The sequence below is a fragment of the Streptomyces sp. NPDC001902 genome (assembly GCF_042891295.1).
In the GTDB taxonomy this organism is placed as follows: Bacteria; Actinomycetota; Actinomycetes; order Streptomycetales; family Streptomycetaceae; genus Actinacidiphila.
In genome coordinates this window covers 23,931-48,989 of the sequence record NZ_JBIATA010000039.1, presented here as the reverse complement: position 1 = coordinate 48,989, position 25,059 = coordinate 23,931, and the positions used below count along the sequence as shown (strand labels likewise).

Genomic DNA, 25,059 nt, shown 5'->3' with positions numbered 1-25,059 from the left:
GGAGGTGAGGCGGTGCCAGATTTAAGTGCCCATGACATACGGATGTCCAGAGCGCGTCCGTGGTCCACACACGGGAACCGGCCGAACCACACACGGCGGACACGCGATGGGCGCAGGTCAGCCGGACGACCGGCGCGGATCGGCCCCCGTCGGACGCTCCGCGCCGGTCAGCTCACCTCGAACGCGCCGTGCCTCCCGGCCCCCGCCGAGAAACGCGCCGCGCCCTCCCCCGCTTCCGCGAGGGACACCCGGCCGTGCCGCAACTCGACCTCGAGCGCGGCCGTTTCCTCCAGACCCTCGGCCTCCAGCACCGCGAGCCGGTCGTGCCGTACGCAGGTCTGCGGGAAGGCCGCGATCTCCGCGGCGAGCCCCTCGGCGGCGGCGCGTGCCCCGCCGACCGGGGCCACCCGGTTGACCAGGCCCATGGCGTACGCCTCGGCCGCGGCGACCGGACGCCCCGTCAGGATCAGGTCCATCGCGCGGGAGGTGCCGATCAGCCGCGGCAGCCGTACCGTCCCGCCGTCGATCAGGGGCACGCCCCAGCGCCGGCAGAACACCCCGAGCACGGCGTCCTCCTCGGCGACCCGCAGGTCGCACCAGAGGGCGAGTTCCAGGCCGCCGGCCACCGCGTGACCCGAGATCGCCGCGATGACCGGCTTGCCCAGCCGCAGGCGGGTGGGCCCCATGGGCCCGTCCCCGCCGCCCCCCTCGGTCACGCCGGTCACCTCGTTGCCGCGCGGGGTGCCGATGGCCTTGAGGTCGGCACCCGCACAGAAGGTGCCGCCCTCGCCCCACAGCACGGCGACCGAGGCGCCGGGGTCGGCGTCGAACTCGCGGAAGGCGTCGGCCAGCTCGCGCGCCGTCGGGCCGTCGACGGCGTTGCGCGCCTCGGGGCGCGAGAGCACCACCGTGGTGACGGGTCCGCTGCGCTCGACACGTACGGGCATGGCCTGTTCCCTCCGCCGCCGGTCACCTCTGCCTGGTCAGGAGAGGTTATCGCCGTGGGTCAGGGTCTCCCAGGCGACGAAGAGGTTGTTGCTGCCGGCCGGGCGCTGGGACTCGGTGAGCGCCTGGGTGTTGGTCATGGCGTAGCCGAGCCGGTTGTGGATCGCGTTGTAGCCGACCTCGGTGACCGGCCCGAGCCCCAGGTTGAGGTGCCCGCCGCACAGCCAGGACGGCACGGCCTCGCCCCGCTGGTACTTGGACTGGAAGCCCAGCGCCTGCCGGAGCCGTTCGCCGACCTGCGGGTAGAGGTCCTCGCCCTGGATGCGGCTGGTCTCCGCGACGTGCGAGATCGACGAGATGCCGTAGCCGGTGTGCGTGAAGTCGCGGCAGGTCTCCTGGGTGAGACCGGTCACGAAGGTGGACTGGCCCTGCCAGTAGCCGACGATCTCGTCGCGGGTGTCGAGCCCGCTGCCGGGCACGGTCCTGGGCAGCGCGCCGTCGGTGTCCAGGTAGACGTACGCGGCGACCCGGTTGAGGTAGCGGGTCACGGCCTTGTCGTACGAGGTGCGGTCGTCGAGGAAGACGGAGATGCCGACGGCGGCCTCCATCATGCTGAGCTCCCAGTTGCCGTTGCTCTTGGAGCCGTTGATGACCTCGGGGAGGTAGACGTTGCGCAGCATGGTGGCGAAGCGGTTCACGTTCGGCCAGCTGGTGTACGTGTAGCGGATGATCTCCGCCGCGCGCGGCCACACCGAGCCCGCCCAGCCGGTCTGCAGCGGGGCGTTGCTGTTGGTGTGGTCGGTGATGGTGGCCGACCAGGCGTCCATCAGCTGGATCGCCTTCTGGGCGTACTTGGCGTCACGGGTGACGTACCAGGCCAGCGCGTTGGTGTAGGCGGCGATCGCGTCCTCGCGCTCATCGGTGCAGCCGTAGTTGGGGTTGGAGTAGGAGCCGCACTCGACGACCGCGCGCGGCTTGGGGGTGCGCGACTGCGAGGCGTACGCCGACGCCATCATCTGGTCGTAAGCGCCCTTCCAGGGCTGCGCTCCGGCCTGCACCTTGCTGCGCGCGAAGTCGAGTTGGGCTCGGCTGACCAGGACGCCGGGGTGGCTGAAGGCAGCGGGCGCGGCGTCGGCGCGACCACTGCCGGGCAACGCGGTCAGGAGGGCGGCGACCAGCGCCGCGACGAGGGCGAAGACGCCCTTGGTGAGGAGACCTTGTGACCTGTGGGACATGGGGGGACGCCTTCCCAGGAGACGGCATATTCACATGGGTGAACCGCGGATGCACCCGTGAACACTGCGATTGACGGATGACGGTAGGACTAGACCAATGCCCCGTCAAGTCCCTTGTCGTGCACGGCTGATACCTGCCACCGCGATGCACACGGCTCGGACGGGCCGACGGGGCGCGAGGACACGTATCTGACCCACCCTCACACCTGCCCCCGCCCGGCGGCGCTCCGATGGCGGGCCCGCCTCCCCTCCCCCAGGCTCGATACGCATGCGCCCATCCCGAAGGGGTCCCCATGGAACTGCAGCTTCAGGGCAAGGTCGCGGTGGTCACCGGAGCCGGCCGGGGCATCGGCCTGACGGTGGCGCAGACGCTCGCGCGTGAGGGCGTGCGCGTCGTCGCGGGCAGCCGCAGCATCACCCCGCAGGCGCGAGGCCTCCAGGACGCCTACGACGTGACCCCCGTGGCCGTCGACCTCTCCACCCCGGACGGCCCCGCCGAACTCGTACGGCAGGCCGCCGAACGCTACGGAGCCGTCGACGTCCTGGTCAACAACGTAGGCTCCGGGACGTCCCGCAGCGGCTTCCTCGAGGTGGACGACGCGGAGTGGCGGCGCGTCTTCGAGATCTCCTTCTTCAGCGCGGTCCGCACCACCCGCGCCGCGCTCCCCCACATGCTGGCGGCGGGCGGCGGCGCGATCGTGAACATCACGTCCGTCAACGCACGCCTCCCCTTCCCCATGGTCGTGGACTACTCGGCCGCCAAGGCCGCACTGGCGAACCTGACGAAGTCACTGTCCGAGGAGTTCGCCCCGCGGGGCGTCCGCGTCAACGCGGTCGCCCCCGGCCCCGTCCGCACGCCCTTCTGGACCGCTCCCGGGGCCTTCGCCGACCAGACGGCCGCGGCCGCCGGGACCAGCACCCAGGAGGCCCTGGACGAGGTCGTGCCGCGCACCATGGGCATCTCCACCGGGCGCATCACCGAGCCCGAGGAGGTCGCCGCCCTGGTCGCCTTCCTCGCCTCGCCCGTCGCGGGCAACGTCACGGGCGCCGAGTTCACCATCGACGGCGGCCAGATCAAGACGACCTGACGCCCCGCCACGACGGGGAACACGCGAAAACAGGGGCGGCCGACCCCGTCCCACGAGTCGGCCGCCCCCTCACAGGGCTCTCCCCCACGGTGAACCCCGTGGCCTTGGTTCACGGCATCGGCGTCAGAAGGCGAAGACGCCGGCCGTGTCGCTGCCGCGCAGCATGCACGGGTTGCCGAAGGTCTGCGCGAAGGTGACGCGCCGGCCTTCCCAGACCCCGTCGGCGGTGACCACGACCGGGTCCCACACCCGGGTGCAGGTCACGCCCCCGGCGTCGGCCGTCATCGCCGCGAAGTCCCCGTGGACCGCGGTGAGCTCCGCGCAGGCGGCCACCGGGTCCGGGTGGTCCCCGTACGGGGTGGGCTTGCACCGCAGCACGACCGCGCGCTGTATCGTCGCCGTCGCGGGGTCCTCCCCCTTCCCCACGGACAGGACGAGCGCGGACGGCGCGTACAGGCTCGTCGCCCCGGCCGGCCGGGCTTCCGCCGAGCCGGCCGCGACCCCCGCCGAACACACCGCCGCCACCAGGGCCAGGCAGGTCCCCACCGCACTGAACCGCATAGCGAACACTCCTTCGGCAATTGATCCGGTTATCGGACGTCGAGGAGTCTTGTGCATCGAACGCCCGCCCGTCACATCGCTCCGCGACTTTCGGTCACCGGTTGTTCACAGTGTGTACTATCCGTTGTGTCGCACTTGCGGTGAGCTGGGCGTCCGGGTGAATGGACTCAGCGGAGCCGGGGCCTCCGTGAAAGCGCCTTCACGGATCGACACATCGTCTCCACATCGGCCGGAAAGCAGCGGGCCGCCGCCGTGTTCTGCACACGCCGACGACCCGCGAGGACGGTGCCAGGGGGCGCTATCCGGTGTAGCCCGCGAAGATCCGCGAGAACTCGTACGGGGACTGCGGGATGTTGGTGCACATGTAGAGCGCGCCGGTGCAGGCGTTGCGGTCCCGGGTCGTCTCCCAGAAGGCCAGCAGGCCCAGGTGCTTGCCCTGGGCGAAGCTCACCAACTGGCGCGCGTCGGCCTGGTCGTAGATCCGGCCGTCGTCGTTCTGCCCGAGCATCGGCGTGACGCCCACCATCGCCCACAGCTGGGCGTCGGACTTGGCGGGGTAGAGCGACTTGAGCTGGGTGAAGGTGCTGTTGGCCGCCTGGATCGCCGCGTCGCCGTAGTCGGCGCTGCGGTAGTAGTCCATCGCCATGATGTTGACAACGTCGAGGTTCACCCCGGCGTCCCGGGCCGAGCGCACGACGCCCAGACCGTCCGCCGTGAGCCCCTCCGGCAGGACGGGCAGGGTGAGCGAGATCCGCAGCCCCGGATGGGCCTGCTGGAGGCGGGCCAGTGCCTGGGAGCGGCGGGCGACGGACGCGGGGTCGGCGGTGGCGGCGCCCTCGATGTCGAAGTCGGCGTACGTCAGGCCGTAGGCGTTGACCACCGCGTTGTACTCGGCGTACAACGCGTCGACGGAGCCGCAGGCCTGCGCGAGTTCGATGCCGCTGGCACCACCGAAGGAGATCTTGACGTCACCGCCGGCCGCGCGGATCGCGTCGATCTGGTCCTTGTTCCAGGCGTCGCGCGGGTCATAGGCGTTGAACCACATCGCCTTGCAGGACGAGGCGGTGATGAAGGCCATCGTGAAGCTCTTCAGGCCGCTCGCCGAGGACAGCGTGGTGAGGCTGGGCGTCGGCCAGGCGCCCATGTCGACGTACGGCGCGGTACGCACGCCGCCCGGGGGCGGGTTGGTGCCGCCGGAGGTGGTCGTGCCGCTCACGGCGGTGCTGTACGCCGAGGTGTTGCCCGCCGCGTCCTTGGCGCGGACCCGGAAGGAGTAGGCGGTGCTCGCCTGCAGCCCGCCGGCGGTGTACGAGGTGCCGGTCACGGCGACGGGCGCGGCGCCGTCCCGGGAGACCTCGTAGCCGGCGACGCTGCCGGAGTTGTCCGTGGAGGCCGTCCAGCGGACGGTGAGGGAGGAGGAGGTGGCCGAGCCGACGCTCACCCCGCCGGGGACGCTGGGCGCGGTGGTGTCCGGTCCGCCGCCGGTGCCCGTGCAGGACCCACCGTTGAGCTTGCAGTTCGCAGGCGCCCCGGTGCCCGAGGAGACCCAGCCGAAGGCGGCGGTCGCGCCGGGCGCGAGGGTGCCGTTGTAGTCGCGGTTCTTGAAGGTGTAGTGGCTGCCGCTCTGGGTCATCAGGGTGTCCCAGTACGAGCCGACGCTCGTCCCCGACGGCAGGTCGAACTCGACGGTCCATCCGCTGAGCGTGGTGGTGCCGCCGTTGGTGATCGTGTACTGCCCCTGGTATCCGGTCTCCCAGGTGGACGTCTTGACGAAGGCCGCGCTCGGCGCCGCTGCGGCGGCGGGCGGGGCGAGGAGCAGGACGAGCGCTCCGACGAGCGCCGTGACCAGGGCCAGAGTTCTTCGCATCCGGGCCTCCCGTGGGGGGAACGCGCAGTTGGTCTGTACCAAATGCATCTGGTGTAGACCTATCGAGTTGATGCGTTCGCGTCAATACGCGGAGCGGTCCGGGATCACGGAGCCGCACCCCCTGAGTGGCGGCCGGCCCGGTGGCAACCGGGTGAACGACGGCCGGGCCGCACCCGCGGACGCCCACGGGGCAGGCATCATCGCTGAAGGCCGGGGCCGGTGCTCCCTCCTCCCCGATCGTGCCGGGCGGCCCGGGAGGTCGTCATGCACATCCTGCTCATGGCGTCGGCGTTCAACAGCCTGACGCAGCGCATGTACGCGGAACTCGGCGAGCTGGGCCACGCCGTCGCCGTGGAGGTGACACCGGACGGCGACGCCATGCGCACGGCGGTCGCCCGCCACGAGCCGGAACTCGTCGTGGCACCCATGCTCAAGGCGGCGATCCCCGCGGACGTCAGGACCGCCCGCACCTGCCTCGTCGTGCACCCGGGGCCACCCGGCGACCGCGGCCCCGCCTCCCTGGACCGTGCCGTCCAGGAGGGCGTCGCCGCATGGGGCGTGACGGTCCTGCAGGCCGAGGAGGAGATGGACGCGGGCCCGGTCTGGGCCGCGGTGGACTGCGCGGTGCCCCCGGTCGGCAAGAGCGACCTGTACCGGGGCGAGATCTCGGACGCCGCCATGGAGGCCGTCCTGCTGGCCGTCGACCGGTTCGCGACGGGCGCGTACGTCCCGCGGCAGCAGGGCGACCCGGCCCTCGGAGCGGTCGTCCGCCTCCGCCCCGCCCTCGGCCAGGACGAGCGGCGCATCGACTGGGCCGCCGACCCGACCACGACCGTGCTGCGCAAGCTGCGCGCCGCCGACTCGCGGCCGGGCGTCCTGGACGAGCTCCTCGGCGCCCGCTGGTTCCTGCACGGCGGCCACCCCGAGGACCGGCTGCGCGGCGAGCCGGGGCGGCTGCTGGCCACCCGCGCGGGCGCGGTCTGCCGGGCCACCCGCGACGGCGCCGTGTGGATCCCCCGGCTGCGGCCCCGTCCCGCCCCCGGCGGCCCGCCCACGTTCGCGCTGCCCGCCGTCACCGCCCTCGGCGCGCTCCTGCCGCCGCTGCCGGAGGAACCGTTGCCCCCGGAGCTCGCCGGCGACCGTGCCACCTGGGCCGACATCCGCTACCGCGAGTACGGCGCGGCGGGCGTCCTGTCGTTCACGTTCGCGGGCGGCGCGATGTCCGCCGCCGACTGCCGCCGGCTCCTCACCGCGTACCGCCACGCCTGCACGCGGCCCACCTCGGTGCTCGTGCTGGGCGGCACCCGGGACGTCTTCTCCAACGGCATCGACCTCAAGACCATCGAGGCCGCCGCGGACCCGGGCGCCGAGTCCTGGGCGAACATCACCGCCATCGACGACCTGGTCGAGGCGGTCCTCACCACCACCGACCGCCTGGTGATCGCCGCGCTCGGCGGCAACGCGGGCGCGGGCGGCGTGATGCTCGCCCTCGCCGCCGACGAGGTCTGGTGCCGCCAGGGCGCGGTGCTCAACCCGCACTACCGCCTGATGGGCCTGTACGGCTCCGAGTACTGGACGTACACCCTGCCCCGCCGGGTCGGCCCCGCCATGACCGCGCGCCTGACGGAGCAGGCGCTCCCGGTCGGCGCGGCCGCCGCCCTGCGGATCGGCCTGGTGGACCGGCTGCTGATGTGCGGCCCGCAGGAGTTCGGCGCCGACGTCGCCCGCCTCGCGGCCCGCCTGGCCCGTACGGCCGGGACCCAGCCCAGGATCGCCGCCAAGAAGGCGGAGACCGAGCGCCGCGAGGCGGAGCGCCCCCTGGCGTCCCACCGCGCCGAGGAGCTGTCCCGCATGCGCGAGGCCTTCTTCGACCCCCGCTCCCCGTACCACGCCCTCCGCTCCGCCTTCGTCCACCGCCGCACCCCCGCCGGCACCCCAGCGCACCTGCGGGAGGCGTCGGCGGCCTCCTGCCCCTGAGGGGCGGCTGCGCGGATCGCGGGGCGGTCACCGTATTGGCCCTCTTCGACGTCCCCTCCCGGCGAGCCACTCGCTATCAAGGGGGATAGATGCCTTTATGTGGCATTTGTCGCTCGATGAGGAGGCATCCCGATGGATGCGACTGCTTCGACCAAGAACGACGCCGCGCGTACCCCGGCAGCCGGGGACGAGCAGGCCCCGATCCACATTCTCTGGATCAACGCGGGGCTCAGTTGCGACGGCGACTCGGTGTCGCTGACCGCCGCGACGTTGCCCAGCATCGAGGAGATCGTCCTGGGCGGCCTTCCCGGGCTCCCCAAGATCCAGGTGCACTGGCCGCTGATCGACTTCGAGTGCGGTCCGGTCGGGGGCGCCGACACCTTCATCGAGTGGTTCTTCAAGGCCGAGCGCGGCGAGATCGATCCGTTCGTCCTGGTCGTCGAGGGGTCCGTCCCCAACGAGGCGATCAAGGCGGAGGGCTACTGGTGCGGTTTCGGCGACAACCCCGAGACGGGCCAGCCGATCACCACCAGCGAGTGGATCGACCGGCTCGCGCCCAAGGCCCTGGCCGTGGTCGCCATCGGCACGTGTGCCACCTACGGGGGCATCCACGCCATAGAGGGCAACCCGACCGGCGCCATGGGCGTGCCGGACTACCTGGGCTGGGAGTGGAAGTCGAAGGCGGGCATCCCGATCGTCTGCGTACCCGGCTGCCCCATCCAGCCGGACAACTTCGCCGAGACGCTGACGTACCTGCTCTACCAGGCGGCCGGCTCCGCGCCGATGATCCCGCTGGACGACAAGCTGCGCCCGGCATGGCTGTTCGGCGCGACCGTGCACGAGGGCTGCGACCGGGCGGGCTACTACGAGCAGGGCCAGTTCGCCGACCGCTACGACTCGCCGCAGTGCCTGGTGAAGATCGGCTGCTGGGGCCCGGTCGTGAAGTGCAACGTCCCCAAGCGCGGCTGGATGGACGGCATCGGCGGCTGCCCCAACGTCGGCGGCATCTGCATTGCCTGCACCATGCCCGGCTTCCCGGACATGTTCATGCCGTTCATGGACGAGCCCCCCGGCGCGCGGCTGTCCAGCACCGCCAGCGGCGCGTACGGCGCGGCGATCCGGCGGCTGCGCTCCATCACGGCCAGGACCGTGGACAAGGAGCCCAAGTGGCGTCACACCGGCCGGAAGCTCACCACCGGCTACAAGGCGCCCTGGTGACCTCACGGCACCGCCCCGGCCACTGACCACCCCCTCCCCCGCTTGACGAAGGGCACGCACACACCATGGCTCCGAAGACGAAGACGGCCGGAGACGGCAGTGGCCTGATGGAGATGTCCTGGGATCCGATCACCCGGATCGTGGGCAGCCTCGGTATCCACACGAAGATCGACTTCAAGCAGAAGCGCGTCGCGGAGTGTTACAGCACCTCGTCGGTCTTCCGCGGCTACAGCGTCTTCATGCGGGGCAAGGACCCCCGCGACGCGCACTTCATCACCAGCCGGATCTGCGGCATCTGCGGCGACAACCACGCCACCTGCTCGGTCTACACGCAGAACATGGCGTACGGGGTGAAGCCGCCGCACCTCGGCGAGTGGATCATCAACCTCGGCGAGGCCGCGGAGTTCATGTTCGACCACAACATCTTCCAGGAGAACCTGGTCGGGGTCGACTACTGCGAAAAGATGGTCCGCGAGACCAACCCGGGCGTCCTGGAGCAGGCCAACCGCACCGAGGCCCCGCACGCCGCCGAGCACGGCTACCGCACCATCGGCGACATCATGCGCTCGCTCAACCCGCTCGAGGGAGAGTTCTACCGCGAGGCGCTGCAGGTCAGCCGCTACACCCGCGAGATGTTCTGTCTGATGGAGGGCCGGCACGTCCACCCCTCCACCCTCTACGCGGGCGGCGTCGGCACCATCGCGTCGGTGCAGTTGTTCACCGACTACCTCACCCGGCTGATGCGGTACGTGGAGTTCATGAAGCGCGTCGTGCCGCTCCACGACGACCTCTTCGACTTCTTCTACGAAGCCCTGCCCGGCTACGAGGAGGTCGGCCGCCGCCGCGTCATGCTCGGCTGCTGGGGCGCGTTCAACGACCCCGAGCACTGCGACTTCACGTATGCCAACATGACCGACTGGGGACGGAAGATGTTCGTCTCCCCCGGCATCGTGGTGGACGGGAAGCTGGTCACCAACGACCTCACGCAGATCAACCTGGGCATCCGCATCCTGCTGGGCAGCTCCTACTACCAGGACTGGGAGGGCCAGCAGCAGTTCGTCACCCACGACCCGCTCGGCAACCCGGTCGACCCGCGGCACCCGTGGAACCAGCACACCATCCCGGCGCCCCAGAAGCGCGACTTCGGCGACAAGTACAGCTGGGTGATGTCCCCGCGCTGGTTCGACGGCAAGGAGCACCTGGCGCTGGACACCGGCGGCGGACCGCTCGCCCGGCTGTGGTCCACCGCGCTCAACGGACTGGTCGACCTGGGGTACGTGAAGGCCACCGGGCACAGCGTGGTGATCAACCTGCCCAGGACGCTCACCAAGCCGGAGACCACCTTCGAGTGGAAGATCCCGCAGTGGAGCAACGCCCTGGAGCGCAACCGGGCCCGCACGTACTTCCAGGCCTACGCCGCCGCCTGCGCCCTGCACTTCGCCGAGATGGGGCTGGAGGAGGTCCGCGCGGGCCGCACCCAGACGTGGGAGAAGTTCGAGGTCCCGGACGAGAGCATCGGCGTGGGATTCACCGAGGCGGTGCGCGGTGTGCTCTCGCACCACATGGTCATCCGTGACGGCAAGATCGCCAACTACCACCCGTACCCGCCGACCCCGTGGAACGCCAGCGTGCGCGACAGCTACGGCACCCCGGGCCCGTACGAGGACGCGGTGCAGAACACCCCGATCTTCGAGGAGAACTCCCCGGAGAACTTCAAGGGCATCGACATCATGCGGGCCGTGCGCAGCTTCGACCCGTGTCTGCCGTGCGGCGTCCACATGTACGTCGGCGGCGGGCGCACCGTGGAGAAGCTCCACGTCCCCACCGGTCTGAGCGGCATGGCCGGATGAGCGCGGAGCAGACGGCGCGGCGCGTCGAGGAGATCCTCGACGCGTTCGCGGCCTCCGGTGACGGCGAGACGGCACGCGCCGCCGAGGAACTGGTGCGCACCCTCATGGAGTTCTACGGCGCGGGCCTGACGCGCGCCGTCACGCTCCTCAAGAACGGCACGGCCGACCCGCTCGCCGTGCTGATCGCCGACGAGATGGTGGCGGGTCTGCTGACCCTGCACGACCTGCACCCCGAGGACACCCTCACCCGGGTCGGCCGCGCCGTCGAAGCGGCGCGCGCCGGGGCGACGGTGGGCATCGAGCACTTCGACCCCGAGACCGGCACGCTGCGGCTGAACGCCCGCGAGGACGGCGGCTGCGGCTGCCCCAGCACCATGGACGCCACCCGGCAGCGCATCGAGGCCGCACTGTCCTGCTTCGCGCCCGAGGTGACGGTGGTCGAGATGCCGCGCTCCGGCCCGGCGGCGGGCGAGCCCGCGCTGCTGCAGATCGGCAACCGTCCACCGGGGGCGCCGTGAGCCCGCGGACCCCCGCGGCCGGACTGCGCCGTTTCGTGGCGCCCCGGCAGCCCGCGATCGAGCGCTGCGAGCTGTGCGGGGTGGAGCTGACGGGACCCCACCGGCACCTGGTCGACACCGGCAAGCGCGCGCTGGCCTGCGCCTGCGTACCGTGCGCGCTGCTCTTCGAACGGCCCGGCGCCGGCGGGGGCCGCTTCGCCTCCGTGCCCGACCGGATGCTCAGCGACCCGGGCTCGGTGCCCGGCACGGCCTCCTGGCAGCGGCTGCGCATCCCCGTCTCGGTCGCCTTCTTCTTCCACAACTCGGTGCTCGACCGGCCGGTGGTCCTCTACCCGAGCCCGGCCGGCGCCACCGAGAGCGAGGTCGATCCGGGCACCTGGCGGGAGGTCTTCGGCGACTCGCCGCTGGCGGCCGCGCTGCGGCCGGACGTGGAGGCGCTGCTCGTCCGCCGGGACGGCGACGGGGGCGACGGGGGCGAGTGCTTCCTCCTCCCGGTCGACCGGGCCTACGAGCTGGTGGGCCGGCTGCGCCTGAACTGGCAGGGGTTCGACGGCGGTTCCGGCGCCCGCGCCGAACTGGCCGCCTTCTTCGACGACGTACGACAGCGGGCCGCACCGGTGCCGCGGGAGGGGTTGCCGACGTGACCGAGCTGGACTTCGCCTGCACGGGCGTACGGGCGGACCGGTACGCCGCCGGACCGACGCTGGTCTTCCGGCTGCGCATCACCGCCCCTGGCGGGGAACGGGTGCACGCCCTCGCGCTGCGCTGCCAGTTGCGCATCGAACCGGCGCAGCGGGCGTACGGCGAGGCCGAGGCGCAGGGCCTCGGCGACCTGTTCGGCGAGCGCGAGCGGTGGGGCAGCACGCTGCAGCCGATGCAGTTCGCCCAGGTGTCGCTGATGGTGCCGGGCTTCACCGGCGAGACCGAGGTGGACCTGCCGGTGCCGTGCACCTACGACATGGACGTCGCCTCGACGAAGTACTTCGAGGCCCTGGAGGACGGCGAGGCGCCGCTGCTGCTGCTCTTCTCCGGCACCGCCTTCCTCGGCCCGGCCGGCTTCCAGGTGCAGCCGGTGCCCTGGGACAAGGAGGCCGTGTGCCGCATGCCGGTGGCGGTGTGGCGCGAGACCATCGACGCCCACTTCCCGGGGTGCGGCTGGATCCGGCTCCCGCGTACGGCGCTGGAGTCGCTGCGGTCCTTCCGCAGCGCGAACGCGCTGCCCTCCTGGGAGGCGACCGTCGAGGCCCTGCTCGCCGGCGCCGCCGCCCCGGCGGGAGGTGCCGCCCGGTGACGGCCGCCACGGAACGCTTCGCGACGGCCCGTCAGGCCGCCGACGCCGTCCTGTTCGAGGGCTACGTGCTCTACCCGTACCGGGCGTCCTCGGCGAAGAACCGGATGCGCTGGCAGTTCGGGGTGCTCGTGCCCCCGGTGTGGGCGGACGCGTCCGGCGAACCCGTCCTGCAGCGGACCCAGATCCTCATGGAGCCGCGCGCGGACGCCGCGCTCCACGCGGAACTGCGCTTCCTGCACACCCAGCGGCGCACGGTGGAACGGATCCTGCCCGACGGCGAGTTCGAGCCCACCGACGAACTCCAGCTGCCGGACCGGGTGCTGGTCCCGTGGGACGAGGGCGTGGAGGAACGCGTCGAGGTGTCCGTCGACATCGCGGCGCTGACCGCCGAGGACGTCGTCCTGCCCTTCACCGTCCCCGCGACGGAGGAGAGCGAGATCGTCACCGGCGCCGACGGCAGCCCCGCCGGGCGCGTCCTGCGCCGCCGGGCACGCCTGGAGGGCGTCCTGCGGATCTCCGCCGAGGAACTGCCCGGCCCCTACCGGGTGCTGAGGCTCACCGCCGTCGCGGAGAACACCGGGTGCGCCCTGGCCTCCAGCCGCGAGGAGGCACTGCCGCACGCGCTGGTCTCGGCCCATCTGATGCTGGGCCTGACCTCCGGCTACTTCGTGTCGATGACGGACCCGCCGGAATGGGCGAAGGCCGCCGTCGCCGAGTGCCGCAACGAGAACACCTGGCCGGTGCTGGCGGGCGACCACGGCGCGGCGAACGTGGTGCTCTCCTCCCCGATCATCCTGGAGGACCATCCGCGGATCGCCCCGGAAAGCCCGGGGGCGCTCTACGACGCCACCGAGATCGACGAGATCCTGGCGCTGCGCACCGCCGCCCTCACCGACGAGGAGAAGCGGCAGGCGCGCGGTACGGACGACCGGGCCGCCGCGGTGATCGACCTGGCCGAGTCCATGCCGCCGGAGGTGATGGAGCGTCTGCACGGGGCCGTGCGCGCGCTGCGCGAGGTCACCGCTCCGGCAGGCCCGCCCTCCGCGGCTCCCCGGACCCCCTGGTGGGACCCCGGCGCCGACGCCTCGGTCGACCCGGCCCGGGACCGCGTGATGGTGGGCGACACCTGGGTGGCCGCGGGGAGCCGGGTCGTACTGCAGCCGGGACGGCGGCGCACCGACGCACAGGACCTGTTCCTGCACGGGCGCAGCGCCCAGGTGGAGGCGGTGCTGCACGACGTGGACGGCGGGGTGCACCTCGCGGTCACCGTCGACGGCGACCCCGGCGCGGAGATCCGCCGCGAACAGGGCCGGTTCCTGTACTTCCAGCCCGACGAACTCGCTCCCCTGGAGGACGCGTGAGCACGGGCGGCGTGCTGGTCGCCGGCATCGGCAACATCTTCCTGGGTGACGACGGCTTCGGCGTCGAAGTGGTGCGCCGGCTGTCCGGGCACCCGCTGCCCGACGGCGTCCACGTCACCGACACCGGCGTGCGGGGCGTGCACCTGGCCTACCAGCTCCTCGACGGGTACCGCAGCGTGGTCCTCGTCGACGCCGTCGCGCGCGGCGGCTCCCCCGGCACGCTGCACCTCATCGAGGCTCCGCCGCCCGGCGGCGAAGGCCCGGGCGAGGCCCTCGTGGACGGGCACCGGATGACCCCGGACACCGTACTGGCGCTGCTCGACACCCTCAGCGCCGGGACGGATGCCCCCAGGCCCTCCCGGGTCCTGGTGGTGGGCTGCGAGCCGGCCTGCCTGGAGGAGGGCATCGGTCTGAGCGCTCCCGTGGCCGCCGCCGTGGACGAGGCCGTACGCCTGGTGCTGCGGGTCGTCGGCGAGGAGTGCGACCGGCCCGCGGACCCGCACGCGGTGGCCTGACCGGCCCGCCGCGCCACAGATCCCGGCAACGAGCAGAAAGGAGCACCCCGCCATGTGGAAGATCGCCCTGAGCGCGGTGGGCGCGGCCGTGGCCGCCCTCGCCTTGTCCCGCGTCCTGCCCGACGTGAAGCGCTACCTGCACATCCGGTCCATGTGAGGCCGAACGGGTAGGCCGTCGCCGCCCCGGCGGCGTGGCGGGCCGGGTGCCCCGGGCGCCGGGCCTTCAATGAGCCGCGTCAGCCGCCGGCACCGCCCACCGGGCGCGCCGGCAGCCGGGGCCCGGCCGGCACCCGCACACCGGAGAAGAGACCGATGCACGAGATGTCCATCGCAGTGGCGGTGGTGGAGCAGGTCGAGGAGGCCGCCGCCCGGCTCGCGGACGGTACGGGGGCGGCGCCCTCCGCGGAGTCCGTCCACCTGGAGGTCGGCGAACTCGCCGGTGTCGTGGCGGACGCCCTCGCCTTCAGCTTCGACCTCGCCTGCACCGGCACCGTACTGGAGGGCGCGGCCCTCACCACCGAGACCGTCCCCGGCCGGGCCCGCTGTGCGCGCTGCGCGCGGGACTGGCCCACCGGCATGCCCCCGCGGCTGACCTGTCCCGGCTGTGACAGCGCGGCGACGGAGCTGCTGTCCGGCCGTGAACTGCGGATCACCGAGGTGCGGTGGGCCGCGCAGCGCCGGCCGGCCGCCACACTCCCCGAGGAGCGCTGAGGACCATGTGCAAAGTGACCGATCTGCAGCAGTCCGTGCTCGCCAGGAACGACCGCGGCGCACAGGACCTGCGCCGGGAACTGGCCGCACGCGGAACCGTCATGGTGAACCTGCTGTCGAGCCCGGGCAGCGGCAAGACGGCGCTGCTGGAGTCGGAACTGGGGCTGGCCCGGTTGCGGGGGGTGCCGGTGGCGGCGCTCACCGCCGACCTGGCCACCGAGAACGACGCGACCCGGCTGGCCCGCTCAGGTGCCCCGGTGCGGCAGGTGCTCACCGACGGGCTGTGCCACCTGGAGTCGGCGATGGTGCGGTCGCAGGTGGACTCGTGGCTGCCGGAGGGCACGCACCTGCTGTTCGTGGAGAACGTCGGCAACCTCGTCTGCCCCGCCTCGTACGACCTCGGCGAGTCACTGCGCGTGGTGCTGGCCTCGGTCACCGAGGGCGAGGACAAGCCGCTGAAGTACCCGACGGCCTTCGGCCTGGCGCATCTGGTGATCGTGACGAAGCACGACATCGCCGAGGCGGCCGGCTTCGACGAGGCGGCCTTCCTGGCGGCCGTCGCCCAGGTCAACCCGGGCGTGGAGGTGGTCGTCACGTCCACGCGGGACGGCGACGGCGCGGGCGTGCTGCTGGAGCGGGCGCTGGCCGTGCACGCGGGGGCCGCGGTGCACCGTCCGGTGATGGCGCGCACCGCCGTGGAGAACGGCCACGCGCACGGGCACACCCATGCGCACGGGCACCCGCACCAGGACGCCGCCGGGCACACCCACTCCGTGGGCCACACGCACTGATGCCGGGTCAGCCGGGGCCCGCGGCCCGGACCGCGCAGCGCCGCAGGGTGCTGGTCCGGGGGGTCGTGCAGGGGGTGGGCTTCCGGCCGTTCGTGTTCGGTCTGGCCCGTGAGCTGGGGCTCGCGGGCCACGTCGGCAACACCGGCGACGGGGTGGTCGCCGAGGTAGAGGGCGCCCCCGGCGCGGTGGCGTCCTTCTGCACACGGATCGGCTCCGAAGCGCCGCCGCTGGCGGTGGTGGAGTCGGTCTCCCATCATCTGCTCCCCCTCGCGGGCGGCACGGACTTCACCATCAGCCCCTCGCGCCCCGGCGACGCGGCCTCCCGCACCCTGGTCTCCCCCGACACCGCCACCTGCGAGGCGTGCCTGGCCGAGCTGCGCGACCCCGCGGACCGCCGCCACCGGCACCCGTTCATCACCTGCACGCACTGCGGGCCGCGCTTCACGATCGTCACCGGCCTGCCGTACGACCGGCCCAACACCACGATGGCCCGGTTCCCGATGTGCGCGACGTGCCGGGCCGAGTACGAGGACCCCGCCGACCGCCGCTTCCACGCCCAGCCCGTCTCCTGCCACGACTGCGGTCCCCGGCTGCGGCTGGTCCTGCCCGGCCCGAAGGGCGCGGACGGCACGAAGGGCGCGGACGGCACGGACGGCACGACATGGCAGGGCGAACCGCTCGCGGAGACACGGCGGCTGCTGGCGGCGGGCGCGGTCGTCGCGGTGAAGGGCCTGGGCGGCTACCACCTGGCCTGCGACGCGGGCAACGAGGAGAGCGTACGGCTGCTGCGGGCCCGCAAGGACCGCGGCGACAAGCCGTTCGCCCTGATGGCGCGGGACGTCGCGGACGTGGAGCGGCTGGCCCACGTCGGCCCGGCGGAGCGGGAGTTGCTGACCGGCGCGCGTCGGCCGATCGTCCTGCTGCGGCGGCGCGCGGGGGTGCGCGGGGTCGCGGAGGCCGTGGCGCCGCGGGTCGCCGACCTCGGGGTCATGCTGCCGTACACCCCGGTCCACCATCTGCTGCTGGGGCTGCCGGGCGATCCCCCGGGGCCCCGGCTGCTGGTGATGACCAGCGGCAACCTGGGCGGGGAGCCCATCGTCACCGACGACGAGCAGGCGCTGGAACGGCTGGCGGGCCTGGCCGACGCATGGCTGACGCACGACCGGCCCATCCATGTGCCGTGCGACGACTCGGTGGTGCGGATCTGCGACGGCGAGGAACTGCCCGTACGCCGCTCGCGCGGTTACGCGCCCTTCCCGGTGCCCCTGCCCGTGCAGGTGGCACCGGCGCTCGCCGTGGGCGGCGACCTGAAGAACACCTTCTGCGTGGGCGAGGGACGGCACGCCTGGCTGTCGGCCCACGTCGGCGACATGGACGACCTGGCGACGCTGACCGCCTTCACGGCCGCCGAACGCCAGTTGGAGGAGATCACCGGAGTCAGGCCCGTGCTGCTCGCCGCGGACCGGCACCCCGGTTACCGCTCGGTGGGCTGGGCCCGGCGCTCCGCGGGCGAGCGGCCGCTGCGGCTGGTGCAGCACCACCACGCGCACGTCGCGGCGGCGATGGCCGAGGCAGGACTGGACGGGACACGTCCGGTGATCGGCGTCGCCTTCGACGGGACGGGCCACGGCGACGACGGCGCGGTGTGGGGCGGTGAGTTCCTGCTCGCCGACTACGACGGCTTCCGGCGGCCCGCGCACCTGGCGTACGTGCCGCTGCCCGGCGGGGACGCGGCGGTGCGCCGCCCCTACCGGATGGCGCTGGCGCATCTGCGGGCGGCCGGTCTGCCCTGGGCGCCGGAACTGCCCTGCACGGCCGCCTGCCCGGAGGACGAACGACCGGTGCTGGCCGCCCAGTTGGAGCGGGGGCTGCACTGCGTCCCGACCTCCAGCATGGGCCGGCTCTTCGACGCCGTCGCCTCGCTGGCCGGGGTGTGCCACGAGGCGGGGTACGAAGCGCAGGCCGCCGTCGAACTGGAGGCCGCGGCGGTGGCGGCGGGCCGACTGCCCACGGAGGGCTACGCCTTCACCCTGCGCATCGGCGCCGGCGCCGACGGAGCGACCGCCTGCGACCCCGGCCCGGTGCTGGCGGCCGTCGTCGCCGACCTGCACGCGGGCGTGCCCGCCGGGGTGGTCGCCGGGCGCTTCCACCGGGCGGTGGCCGACCTGGTGCACCGGGTGTGCGCGGCGGTTCGGGAGGCGGAGGGCACCACGACCGTGGCGCTCAGCGGCGGCGTCTTCGCCAACGCCCTGCTGTCCTCCGCGTGCGCGCGGGACCTGCGCGAGGACGGGTTCACGGTGCTGCGCCACCGGCTCGTCCCGCCCAACGACGGAGGCCTGGCGCTCGGCCAGTTGGTCGTCGCCACCCGCGGCGGCCCCACGAACCCCCACCCACAGCGAGGAGACAGCTGATGTGCCTGGCGGTACCCGGCAAGGTGCTGGAGATCGAGGAACGGGACGGCACCAAGATGGCGACCGTCGACTTCGGCGGCGTGGTGAAGGACGTGTGCCTGGAGTACCTGCCCGACCTCCAGGTCGGCGAGTACGCCATCGTCCACGTCGGCTTCGCGTTGCAGCGGCTCGACGAGGAGTCGGCGCGGCAGACGCTCGCCCTCTTCGGGAACCTCGGGCTGCTGGAGGAGGAGTTCGGCGACCCCTGGCAGCAGGCGGCCGCCGAGGCGGGAACGACGGCGGAGGCGGAGCGGTGAAGTACATCGACGAGTTCCAGGACCCGGAGCTGGCGCGGAGGCTGCTGGACGACATCCACGCGACCGTGACCAGGCCCTGGGCGCTGATGGAGGTGTGCGGCGGCCAGACCCACACCATCATCCGGCACGGCATCGACCAGCTCCTGCCGAAGGAGGTGGAACTCATCCACGGCCCCGGCTGCCCGGTCTGCGTGACCCCGCTGGAGGTCATCGACAAGGCACTGGAGATCGCCTCCCGCCCCGGGGTGATCTTCTGCTCCTTCGGCGACATGCTGCGCGTCCCCGGCACCGGGCGCGACCTCTTCGGCGTCCGCGGCGAGGGCGGTGACGTGCGCGTCGTCTACTCCCCGCTGGACGCCCTGCGGATCGCCCGGGAGAACCCCGACCGCGAGGTCGTCTTCTTCGGCATCGGGTTCGAGACCACCGCCCCGCCCAACGCGATGACGGTGTACCAGGCCCGGAAGCTCGGCATCGCCAACTTCAGCCTGCTGGTGTCCCACGTGCGCGTCCCCCCGGCGATCGAGGCGATCATGCGCTCGTCGGACTGCCGCGTGCAGGGGTTCCTGGCGGCCGGTCATGTGTGCAGCGTGATGGGGACGGAGGAGTACCCGGAGCTGGCGGACGGGTTCGGTGTGCCGATCGTCGTCACCGGCTTCGAACCGCTGGACATCCTGGAGGGCGTGCGCCGGGCGGTGCACCAGCTGGAGCGCGGCGAGTACCGGGTGGAGAACGCCTACCCGCGCGCCGTGCGCCCAGAGGGCAACCCCGCGGCGAAGGCGATGCTCGCGGACGTCTTCGAGGTCACCGACCGCGCCTGGCGCGGCATCGGGGTCATCCCCGACAGCGGGTGGCGGCTGTCGGAGCGGTACCGCGAGTACGACGCCGAGCACCGGTTCTCCGTCACGGGCATCACCACGCGGGAGCCGGCCGCCTGCCGCAGCGGCGAGGTCCTGCAGGGCCTGATCAAGCCGCACGAGTGCGAGGCGTTCGGCGGTGCCTGCACGCCCCGCACGCCTCTGGGCGCCACGATGGTCTCCAGCGAGGGGGCCTGCGCCGCGTACTACCTCTACCGCCGGCTCGGCGGGACCAGCGCACCCCTGGAGGCGAGCCCCGTTGGCTGACATCGCAGAGACCCTCGCCGCCCCGGACTTCTCCGGCTGGACCTGCCCGGCGCCGCTGCGCGACCAGCCACGGGTGGTGATGGGCCACGGCGGCGGGGGCGCGCTGTCCGCGGAACTCGTCCGGTACGTCTTCGCCCCCGCCTTCGGCGGCGAGGTGCTGGCCGGGCTCGCCGACTCCGCGGCCGTGACGCTGGGCGGGGCCCGGCTGGCGTTCTCCACCGACTCCTACGTGGTGCGGCCGCTGTTCTTCCCCGGCGGCAGCATCGGCGACCTCGCCGTCAACGGCACGGTCAACGACCTGGCGATGAGCGGGGCCAGGGCCGCCTACCTCTCCTGCGGCTTCATCCTGGAGGAGGGGGTGGAGATGCCGCTGGTGGCGCGGGTCGCCGAGGCGCTCGGCGCGGCCGCGCGCACCGCGGGGGTGGAGGTCGTCACCGGCGACACCAAGGTCGTCGAGGCCGGCCACGGCGACGGGCTGTACGTCAACACCGCGGGCATCGGCCTGATCCCCGACGGTGTCGACATCCGTCCGCAGCGCGCGGCGCCGGGCGACGTGGTCATCGTCAGCGGGGAGATCGGGGCGCACGGCGTCGCCGTGATGAGCGTGCGCGAGGGCCTGGAGTTCGGGGTCGAGATCGAGAGCGACACGGCGGCGCTCGGCGGGCTCGTCGAGGCCGTGCTGCGCGTCACGACGGACGTGCACGTGCTGCGCGACCCCACGCGTGGCGGTCTGGCGGCGGCCCTCAACGAGATCGCGGCCGCCTCGGGTGTCGGTGTCGTCCTGCAGGAGCGGGCGGTGCCCGTGCCACCCGCGGTGGCCAACGCCTGCGCGGTGCTGGGCCTGGACCCGATGTACGTCGCCAACGAGGGCAGGCTCGTCGCCTTCGTGCCCCGCGCGGTGGCCGAGGAGGTGCTGGCCGCGATGCGCGCGCATCCGCTCGGCGCGGACGCGGCGGTCATCGGGGAGTGCGTGGCGGACCACGCGGGCATGGTCGTCGCCCGTACGGGCCTGGGCGGGACGCGGGTGGTGGACCTGCCGCTGGGCGAGCAGTTGCCGCGCATCTGCTGACCGCGGACCGGATCCGGCCGGTCCGCGGACGCGGGCCGGCCGGGCACGTCCCGCGCACCGCACCGCCCATCGTCGACGACCCCCCGGGGAGGACGGCGTGGCGTTCCGGCATCCGGCCGAGCGGACCGACGAGGACGGCGGACGGGGCCGGTTCGAGCGGCTCGCCGAGGCGACGTCCAACTTCACGGCGTCGCCGCTCTTCTACTGCCTCTGCCTGCTCCTGGTGGCCGGCTTCCTCGTCGTCCACGCCCTCGGGCTGCCCTTGAAGTGGCAGCTGTTCGCCGCGGATCTGATGACGGCGGTCACGCTGCTGCTGCTCGCCCTGCTCAAGAACGCCGAACGCCGCGCCGAGCACGCCGTCCAGCGCAAGCTGGACGCGATCGCCGCCGCGCTGCTGGAGCAGGGGGGCAGCTCCCGCGAGGCACGGGACGCGCTGCGTGAGGTGATCGGCCTCCACGAGGAAGCATGACCGCCCCCATTTTCTGATGCTCCGTCAATCCTGTTTCGGCGGAGCATCCCTGTCGGTCCGTCACCTGATTGCGGGTAAGGCAGCCCACTTTCGCCGGCGATCGTCCGCAGGGCGCGTGACCTGCGGTGACGTGGCGAGCCGGGGCTGCGCGGGGACGCGTTCGGCGCCGTGAGCACCGCTTTCGGGTGGCAGGCGCCCCGGGGTGCTGTTTTGCTCCGCGTGGAGCGGACGCCCTGGGACCGCTCCTCTCCCTGCCCGTTCGACCTGGAGCTGCCTCATGCCTACAACACGCGTTCTTGGCGGTGTCGCCATGGCCGCGGCCGTCATCGGTCTCACCGTTCCCACCGCCTCCGCCTCCGCCCCTGCCTCCGACTTCCCCAATGCATGGGTCACCCCCTACTACGCCGTCCCCGGAATGCGGCTCATGGTCACCACCACGGCCTGCGGCCGTGACGCCAACTACTCCAAGGGTCAGTCCGAAGCCGGCGGCCAGGTGAACCTGCTGCCCCTGGGCAGGGGCGGCGGCCTGCTGGCCGGCAGCTTCCGGGTGCCGAAGCACACCCGGCCGGGCTGGTACACCGTGACGCTGCGGTGCCCGCCGCGCGTCCAGACCACCGCCTCCTTCCGGGTGGTCAGGGGCTTCGCGCACGGGTTCTCCGGCCGCGACTGCGACGACGACTTCGGTCCCGTCGGCCGGCGGTCCGCCCGACGCTGACCCCCGGTGCCCGGGTCCTCGGACCGCTGCCCCGGCCGCCGCTCAGGATGACGGTGGCGCGGCCGGGGCGGCGGGGGCACGGGACGGCGGGTGAAGGTCCGGGGAACGCTCCCGCACCGACCTTTTTCACGCTTCCGGGTGGCGATCGGCGTCCGGACGGAAGAGTGTGGAGGGAAAGAGGGGGCGCGCGGCCCGCGAGGCGGCGCCGAGGCGGTGGCGGCGCGTGAGCGAGGAGACGGACATGCGAGAGAACGAGATGGGTGACGAGGTCTACCAGCCCGACGGGTCAGAGGTGCAGGACGACGCCGGGCTGCTGGAGCCCGAGGACACCCTGGACTACCACGGTGTCGACCAGATACTCGACGAGGGCTACTCACCGCCGGAGCGGCCCTGGGCGGTGAACAAGCCCGCCATCACCGCGGCGGGCCGCCTGCGGGGCGAGACGCTCGACGAACGCCTGGCCGAGGAGCTCCCGGACCTGCCGGTCCCCGACGGGGACGGCATCGGGGACGCGTGGGACACCGACGGGGAGCTGATCGACGGCGAGGTCGGGGGCCCGCGCGCCGGGCGTCTGGTCGCCCCCGACGAGGGCGCGCACTACGAGACCGAGGGCATGGTCGCCCAGGACATCGGCATCGACGGGGCGGCCGCCTCCGCCGAGGAGGCCGCGATGCATCTCGTACCGGAGTCCGAGGAGTACTGACCCCTCCTGACCCGGTCGCGCCGGGACCCGGTGGCGCGGACCCGGTCGCACGGGTCACCCGGCCGGGGGGCGGTCCTTGCGCATGTCCGGCCCGCCGCCGGTCACCGTCCCGCATGCGGACTCCTCGCCGCTCTGCAGGGGCGGAGCGCCGATGGCGCAGTAGTGCTTGCACGCCGGAGCCGGCTTGGCCGGCTCCTCGGGGGTCTCGCGCAGCACGTCGGAACGGATGCCGAACCAGGCGAGGAGCGAGCCCACCACGAGCATCCCGGCGCAGATCGTCACGGCGACCCGGAACCCGTGGCCGAAGGCCGCCGGGTCCTCGTAGTCGTCGCCGGAGAGCCCGGCCATGAGCGGCAGGGCGGCCACCGCGAGGAGGCCCGCCGCACGGGCCACGGCGTTGTTCACACCGGACGCGGTGCCCGCGAGCCGTACCTCGGCGGCGCCCAGGACGGTGGCGGTGAGCGGGGCGACCGTGGTCGCCAGGCCCAGGGCGAAGACGCACACCGCGGGCAGGACGTCGGCGAGGTACGACGCGTCCGCGCCGATCCGCAGCATCAGCAGCAGGCCGACGGCGGAGACCGCCGGCCCGACCGTCATGGGGATCCGCGGCCCGATGCGCTCGGCGAGCCGGCCCGCGCGCTCGGACAGCGCCAGCATGATGACGGTGATGGGCAGCAGCGCCGTCCCGGAGGCCAGGGGGGAGTACCCGGCCTCGGTCTGCAGTTCGAGCACCAGGAAGAAGAACAGGCCGCCGAGCGCCGCGTAGACCGCGAAGGTGACCAGGTTCGCGGCGGTGAACTGGCGGTTCGAGAAGAGCCTCGGCGGCAGCATCGGGTGCGGGCTGCGCCGCTCGGTCACCACGAACCCGGCGAACGCGGCCAGGCCCGCCACGCCGGAGACGCAGACGGCGGCGATGTCCGGGTGGCTTCCGCCCGCGGAGATCAGGGCGTAGGTGACCCCGGCGAGGCCGACCGCACCGAGCACCGCGCCCGCGACGTCGAAGCCGCCGGTGACGCTCTCGTCGCGGCTCTCCGGGACGTGCCGGGAGGCGACCGCGATGACCAGGACGGCCAACGGGAGGTTGATGAAGAACACCCAGCGCCAGCTGACGGCGTCGACCAGCCAGCCGCCGAGCAGCGGCCCCAGGGCCCCCGCGATGCCACCCAGGCCCGACCACACGCCGATCGCGCGGGCCCGGTCCTGGGACGCGAAGGACGCCTGGATCAGGGCCAGCGACCCGGGGGTGAGCAGCGCCCCGCCGACACCCTGCAGGGCGCGGGCGGCGATCAGCACCTCGATGCTGGGGGCGATGCCGCACAGCAGGGAGGCCAGTGCGAACCACACCGTACCGATCATGAAGACCTTGCGCCGCCCGAAGCGGTCGCCGAGCGAGCCGCCCAGCAGGATGAGCGCGGCGAGGGTCAGCGTGTAGGCGTTGATCGTCCACTGGAGGCCGGCGAGCGTGGCGCCGAGCTCCTTGCCGATCGTCGGGAGCGCGACGTTGACGACGGTGCCGTCGAGAAGGGTCATGCCCGATCCCAGGACCACCGCCGCGAGGACCCATCGCCCGCTCGCCCCGCCCAGCGTCAGCGTGCCGGCCCGGTCCGTCGCGCCCGCGGCTTCCGTCATCCCAGCCTCCGCCATCCCCCGCCGTCCCCCGCGGGTCGTCACCGAATCTACTCTGAGGGCCGGGGTATCGCGTGGCGGTGGGATCCGTCCACGGACTACCTTGGCCCCGGTCGACGATCATCGCGTACCTGGGGGAAGCATGCGCAGGCTGACGTATTTCGTGGCGTCCACGATCGACGGTTTCGTGGCCGGGCCGGAGGGCGAGTACGACTTCCTCGCGGCCGTGGGCGACCACATGGAGACGGTCCTCGCCGAGTACCCGGAGACCCTGCCGGCGCAGGCCCGCGGCCCGCTGGGCATCGCCGACGCGCCGAACCGGCGGTTCGACACGGTACTGATGGGCCGGGCCACCTACGAGGTGGGGGTGCCCTTCGGGCTGACCAGTCCCTATCCGCACCTGCGGCAGTACGTGGTGTCCGGGAGCATGACGGCGAGCCCGGACCCCGCGGTGGAGCTGGTCTCCGGTGACCCGCTGGAGTTCGTGCGCGGGCTGAAGCGGCGGGACGGGGCGGGCATCTGGCTGTGCGGGGGCGGCCGGCTGGCGGCCTCGCTGCGCCCGGAGATCGACGAGCTGGTCGTCAAGCTCAACCCCGTGGTCGCGGGCGCCGGCGTCCCGCTGTTCGCGGGCGGTTTCGCCCCGCAGGCGTACGACGTGACCGGGGTGCGGGCGCACAAGAGCGGCGTGCTGATGGTGACGTACGCCCGCCGGGAGGACTGA

The 25,059-nt window shown here is 73.1% G+C and carries 25 protein-coding genes; 20 read left to right on the top strand and 5 right to left on the bottom strand.

The window, feature by feature from the left end; translation table 11 throughout:
- Window positions 1–167: 167 nt before the first annotated feature.
- Window positions 168–947, bottom strand: coding sequence for a crotonase/enoyl-CoA hydratase family protein (locus tag ACFYYN_RS39725; RefSeq protein ID WP_500549653.1), 780 nt, complete (start codon window positions 945–947; stop codon window positions 168–170).
- Between the two features lie 36 nt (window positions 948–983).
- On the bottom strand, window positions 984–2,180 hold the full coding sequence (locus ACFYYN_RS39720; protein ID WP_500324061.1) for an alginate lyase family protein: 1,197 nt from the start codon (window positions 2,178–2,180) through the stop codon (window positions 984–986).
- 293 nt (window positions 2,181–2,473) lie between these two features.
- Here ACFYYN_RS39720 and ACFYYN_RS39715 point away from each other — a divergent pair, with 293 nt between their 5' ends.
- Window positions 2,474–3,268: an SDR family NAD(P)-dependent oxidoreductase gene (locus tag ACFYYN_RS39715; protein WP_500549652.1), complete on the top strand. Its 795-nt coding sequence runs from the start codon at window positions 2,474–2,476 to the stop codon at window positions 3,266–3,268.
- A 123-nt stretch (window positions 3,269–3,391) separates the two neighbouring features.
- On the opposite strand, the gene ACFYYN_RS39710 is transcribed toward ACFYYN_RS39715, so the two are convergent.
- Together ACFYYN_RS39710 and ACFYYN_RS39705 are read right to left on the bottom strand one after the other, a co-directional pair.
- Window positions 3,392–3,829 (bottom strand): subtilase-type protease inhibitor, encoded by a 438-nt coding sequence (locus tag ACFYYN_RS39710; protein WP_500324059.1) that lies wholly within the window; start codon window positions 3,827–3,829, stop codon window positions 3,392–3,394.
- A gap of 298 nt (window positions 3,830–4,127) precedes the next feature.
- Window positions 4,128–5,696 carry a cellulose binding domain-containing protein gene (locus tag ACFYYN_RS39705; protein WP_500549651.1) on the bottom strand — a complete coding sequence of 523 codons (1,569 nt, stop codon included), beginning with the start codon at window positions 5,694–5,696 and terminating at the stop codon, window positions 4,128–4,130.
- 264 nt (window positions 5,697–5,960) lie between these two features.
- Between ACFYYN_RS39705 and ACFYYN_RS39700 the strand changes: the two genes are divergently transcribed.
- The 18 genes from ACFYYN_RS39700 to ACFYYN_RS39615 all read left to right on the top strand — a co-directional run bounded on the left by ACFYYN_RS39700 (window position 5,961) and on the right by ACFYYN_RS39615 (window position 22,712).
- On the top strand, window positions 5,961–7,673 hold the full coding sequence (locus ACFYYN_RS39700) for a hydrogenase maturation protein (RefSeq protein ID WP_500549650.1): 1,713 nt from the start codon (window positions 5,961–5,963) through the stop codon (window positions 7,671–7,673).
- 132 nt (window positions 7,674–7,805) lie between these two features.
- On the top strand, window positions 7,806–8,891 hold the full coding sequence (locus ACFYYN_RS39695) for an NADH-quinone oxidoreductase subunit B family protein (RefSeq protein WP_500549649.1): 1,086 nt from the start codon (window positions 7,806–7,808) through the stop codon (window positions 8,889–8,891).
- Window positions 8,892–8,956: 65 nt separating this feature from the next.
- Window positions 8,957–10,741, top strand: coding sequence for a nickel-dependent hydrogenase large subunit (locus ACFYYN_RS39690; protein ID WP_500549648.1), 1,785 nt, complete (start codon window positions 8,957–8,959; stop codon window positions 10,739–10,741).
- A complete protein-coding gene (locus ACFYYN_RS39685) occupies window positions 10,738–11,259 on the top strand; it encodes a NifU-related iron-sulfur-binding protein (RefSeq protein ID WP_499509583.1) in 522 nt (173 codons plus the stop codon). The genes ACFYYN_RS39690 and ACFYYN_RS39685 overlap by 4 nt, the downstream gene beginning before the upstream one ends.
- Entirely contained in the window at window positions 11,256–11,903 is a 648-nt protein-coding gene (locus ACFYYN_RS39680; protein WP_500549647.1) for a DUF5947 family protein, read from the top strand. The genes ACFYYN_RS39685 and ACFYYN_RS39680 overlap by 4 nt, the downstream gene beginning before the upstream one ends.
- Window positions 11,900–12,550: a DUF6084 family protein gene (locus tag ACFYYN_RS39675; protein ID WP_500324053.1), complete on the top strand. Its 651-nt coding sequence runs from the start codon at window positions 11,900–11,902 to the stop codon at window positions 12,548–12,550. Before ACFYYN_RS39680 ends, ACFYYN_RS39675 begins: the two co-directional genes overlap by 4 nt.
- On the top strand, window positions 12,547–13,911 hold the full coding sequence (locus tag ACFYYN_RS39670) for a hypothetical protein (RefSeq protein WP_500549646.1): 1,365 nt from the start codon (window positions 12,547–12,549) through the stop codon (window positions 13,909–13,911). The genes ACFYYN_RS39675 and ACFYYN_RS39670 overlap by 4 nt, the downstream gene beginning before the upstream one ends.
- The gene (locus tag ACFYYN_RS39665) at window positions 13,908–14,426 is read left to right on the top strand and encodes a hydrogenase maturation protease (RefSeq protein WP_500549645.1); all 519 of its coding nucleotides are present in this window, start codon (window positions 13,908–13,910) and stop codon (window positions 14,424–14,426) included. The genes ACFYYN_RS39670 and ACFYYN_RS39665 overlap by 4 nt, the downstream gene beginning before the upstream one ends.
- A gap of 52 nt (window positions 14,427–14,478) precedes the next feature.
- Window positions 14,479–14,583: a DUF6893 family small protein gene (locus ACFYYN_RS39660; protein ID WP_499509588.1), complete on the top strand. Its 105-nt coding sequence runs from the start codon at window positions 14,479–14,481 to the stop codon at window positions 14,581–14,583.
- Window positions 14,584–14,738: 155 nt separating this feature from the next.
- Window positions 14,739–15,137: a hydrogenase maturation nickel metallochaperone HypA/HybF gene (locus tag ACFYYN_RS39655; RefSeq protein ID WP_499509589.1), complete on the top strand. Its 399-nt coding sequence runs from the start codon at window positions 14,739–14,741 to the stop codon at window positions 15,135–15,137.
- Between the two features lie 5 nt (window positions 15,138–15,142).
- Window positions 15,143–15,928 (top strand): hydrogenase nickel incorporation protein HypB, encoded by a 786-nt coding sequence (gene hypB / locus ACFYYN_RS39650; RefSeq protein ID WP_500549644.1) that lies wholly within the window; start codon window positions 15,143–15,145, stop codon window positions 15,926–15,928.
- Window positions 15,928–18,339, top strand: coding sequence for a carbamoyltransferase HypF (gene hypF / locus ACFYYN_RS39645; protein ID WP_500549643.1), 2,412 nt, complete (start codon window positions 15,928–15,930; stop codon window positions 18,337–18,339). Before hypB ends, hypF begins: the two co-directional genes overlap by 1 nt.
- On the top strand, window positions 18,339–18,635 hold the full coding sequence (locus tag ACFYYN_RS39640; RefSeq protein WP_500324048.1) for a HypC/HybG/HupF family hydrogenase formation chaperone: 297 nt from the start codon (window positions 18,339–18,341) through the stop codon (window positions 18,633–18,635). Before hypF ends, ACFYYN_RS39640 begins: the two co-directional genes overlap by 1 nt.
- Window positions 18,632–19,756: a hydrogenase formation protein HypD gene (hypD, locus tag ACFYYN_RS39635; RefSeq protein WP_500324047.1), complete on the top strand. Its 1,125-nt coding sequence runs from the start codon at window positions 18,632–18,634 to the stop codon at window positions 19,754–19,756. The genes ACFYYN_RS39640 and hypD overlap by 4 nt, the downstream gene beginning before the upstream one ends.
- A gap of 1 nt (window position 19,757) precedes the next feature.
- Window positions 19,758–20,825 (top strand): hydrogenase expression/formation protein HypE, encoded by a 1,068-nt coding sequence (hypE, locus tag ACFYYN_RS39630; protein WP_500372856.1) that lies wholly within the window; start codon window positions 19,758–19,760, stop codon window positions 20,823–20,825.
- Window positions 20,826–20,922: 97 nt separating this feature from the next.
- Window positions 20,923–21,294 (top strand): low affinity iron permease family protein, encoded by a 372-nt coding sequence (locus ACFYYN_RS39625; RefSeq protein ID WP_500549642.1) that lies wholly within the window; start codon window positions 20,923–20,925, stop codon window positions 21,292–21,294.
- Between the two features lie 277 nt (window positions 21,295–21,571).
- A complete protein-coding gene (locus tag ACFYYN_RS39620; protein WP_499509594.1) occupies window positions 21,572–22,009 on the top strand; it encodes a sortase in 438 nt (145 codons plus the stop codon).
- A 241-nt stretch (window positions 22,010–22,250) separates the two neighbouring features.
- Window positions 22,251–22,712, top strand: a complete 462-nt coding sequence (locus ACFYYN_RS39615) for a DUF5709 domain-containing protein (RefSeq protein ID WP_499509595.1) — start codon at window positions 22,251–22,253, stop codon at window positions 22,710–22,712.
- Between the two features lie 54 nt (window positions 22,713–22,766).
- On the opposite strand, the gene ACFYYN_RS39610 is transcribed toward ACFYYN_RS39615, so the two are convergent.
- Complete coding sequence (locus ACFYYN_RS39610; protein ID WP_500549641.1) at window positions 22,767–24,341, bottom strand: DHA2 family efflux MFS transporter permease subunit; 1,575 nt, start codon at window positions 24,339–24,341, stop codon at window positions 22,767–22,769.
- Between the two features lie 139 nt (window positions 24,342–24,480).
- Here ACFYYN_RS39610 and ACFYYN_RS39605 point away from each other — a divergent pair, with 139 nt between their 5' ends.
- Window positions 24,481–25,059, top strand: a complete 579-nt coding sequence (locus ACFYYN_RS39605; protein WP_500549640.1) for a dihydrofolate reductase family protein — start codon at window positions 24,481–24,483, stop codon at window positions 25,057–25,059.

What these genes read in the sequence shown, in the direction of transcription:
- ACFYYN_RS39725 (WP_500549653.1), bottom strand. Translation starts at nt 947, where the DNA reads ATGCCCGTACGTGTCGAGCGCAGCGGACCCGTCACCACGGTGGTGCTC.
- ACFYYN_RS39720 (WP_500324061.1), bottom strand. Translation starts at nt 2,180, where the DNA reads ATGTCCCACAGGTCACAAGGTCTCCTCACCAAGGGCGTCTTCGCCCTC.
- ACFYYN_RS39715 (WP_500549652.1), top strand. Translation starts at nt 2,474, where the DNA reads ATGGAACTGCAGCTTCAGGGCAAGGTCGCGGTGGTCACCGGAGCCGGC.
- ACFYYN_RS39710 (WP_500324059.1), bottom strand. Translation starts at nt 3,829, where the DNA reads ATGCGGTTCAGTGCGGTGGGGACCTGCCTGGCCCTGGTGGCGGCGGTG.
- ACFYYN_RS39705 (WP_500549651.1), bottom strand. Translation starts at nt 5,696, where the DNA reads ATGCGAAGAACTCTGGCCCTGGTCACGGCGCTCGTCGGAGCGCTCGTC.
- ACFYYN_RS39700 (WP_500549650.1), top strand. Translation starts at nt 5,961, where the DNA reads ATGCACATCCTGCTCATGGCGTCGGCGTTCAACAGCCTGACGCAGCGC.
- ACFYYN_RS39695 (WP_500549649.1), top strand. Translation starts at nt 7,806, where the DNA reads ATGGATGCGACTGCTTCGACCAAGAACGACGCCGCGCGTACCCCGGCA.
- ACFYYN_RS39690 (WP_500549648.1), top strand. Translation starts at nt 8,957, where the DNA reads ATGGCTCCGAAGACGAAGACGGCCGGAGACGGCAGTGGCCTGATGGAG.
- ACFYYN_RS39685 (WP_499509583.1), top strand. Translation starts at nt 10,738, where the DNA reads ATGAGCGCGGAGCAGACGGCGCGGCGCGTCGAGGAGATCCTCGACGCG.
- ACFYYN_RS39660 (WP_499509588.1), top strand. Translation starts at nt 14,479, where the DNA reads ATGTGGAAGATCGCCCTGAGCGCGGTGGGCGCGGCCGTGGCCGCCCTC.
- ACFYYN_RS39655 (WP_499509589.1), top strand. Translation starts at nt 14,739, where the DNA reads ATGCACGAGATGTCCATCGCAGTGGCGGTGGTGGAGCAGGTCGAGGAG.
- hypB (WP_500549644.1), top strand. Translation starts at nt 15,143, where the DNA reads ATGTGCAAAGTGACCGATCTGCAGCAGTCCGTGCTCGCCAGGAACGAC.
- hypF (WP_500549643.1), top strand. Translation starts at nt 15,928, where the DNA reads ATGCCGGGTCAGCCGGGGCCCGCGGCCCGGACCGCGCAGCGCCGCAGG.
- ACFYYN_RS39640 (WP_500324048.1), top strand. Translation starts at nt 18,339, where the DNA reads ATGTGCCTGGCGGTACCCGGCAAGGTGCTGGAGATCGAGGAACGGGAC.
- ACFYYN_RS39620 (WP_499509594.1), top strand. Translation starts at nt 21,572, where the DNA reads ATGCCTACAACACGCGTTCTTGGCGGTGTCGCCATGGCCGCGGCCGTC.
- ACFYYN_RS39615 (WP_499509595.1), top strand. Translation starts at nt 22,251, where the DNA reads ATGCGAGAGAACGAGATGGGTGACGAGGTCTACCAGCCCGACGGGTCA.
- ACFYYN_RS39610 (WP_500549641.1), bottom strand. Translation starts at nt 24,341, where the DNA reads ATGACGGAAGCCGCGGGCGCGACGGACCGGGCCGGCACGCTGACGCTG.
- ACFYYN_RS39605 (WP_500549640.1), top strand. Translation starts at nt 24,481, where the DNA reads ATGCGCAGGCTGACGTATTTCGTGGCGTCCACGATCGACGGTTTCGTG.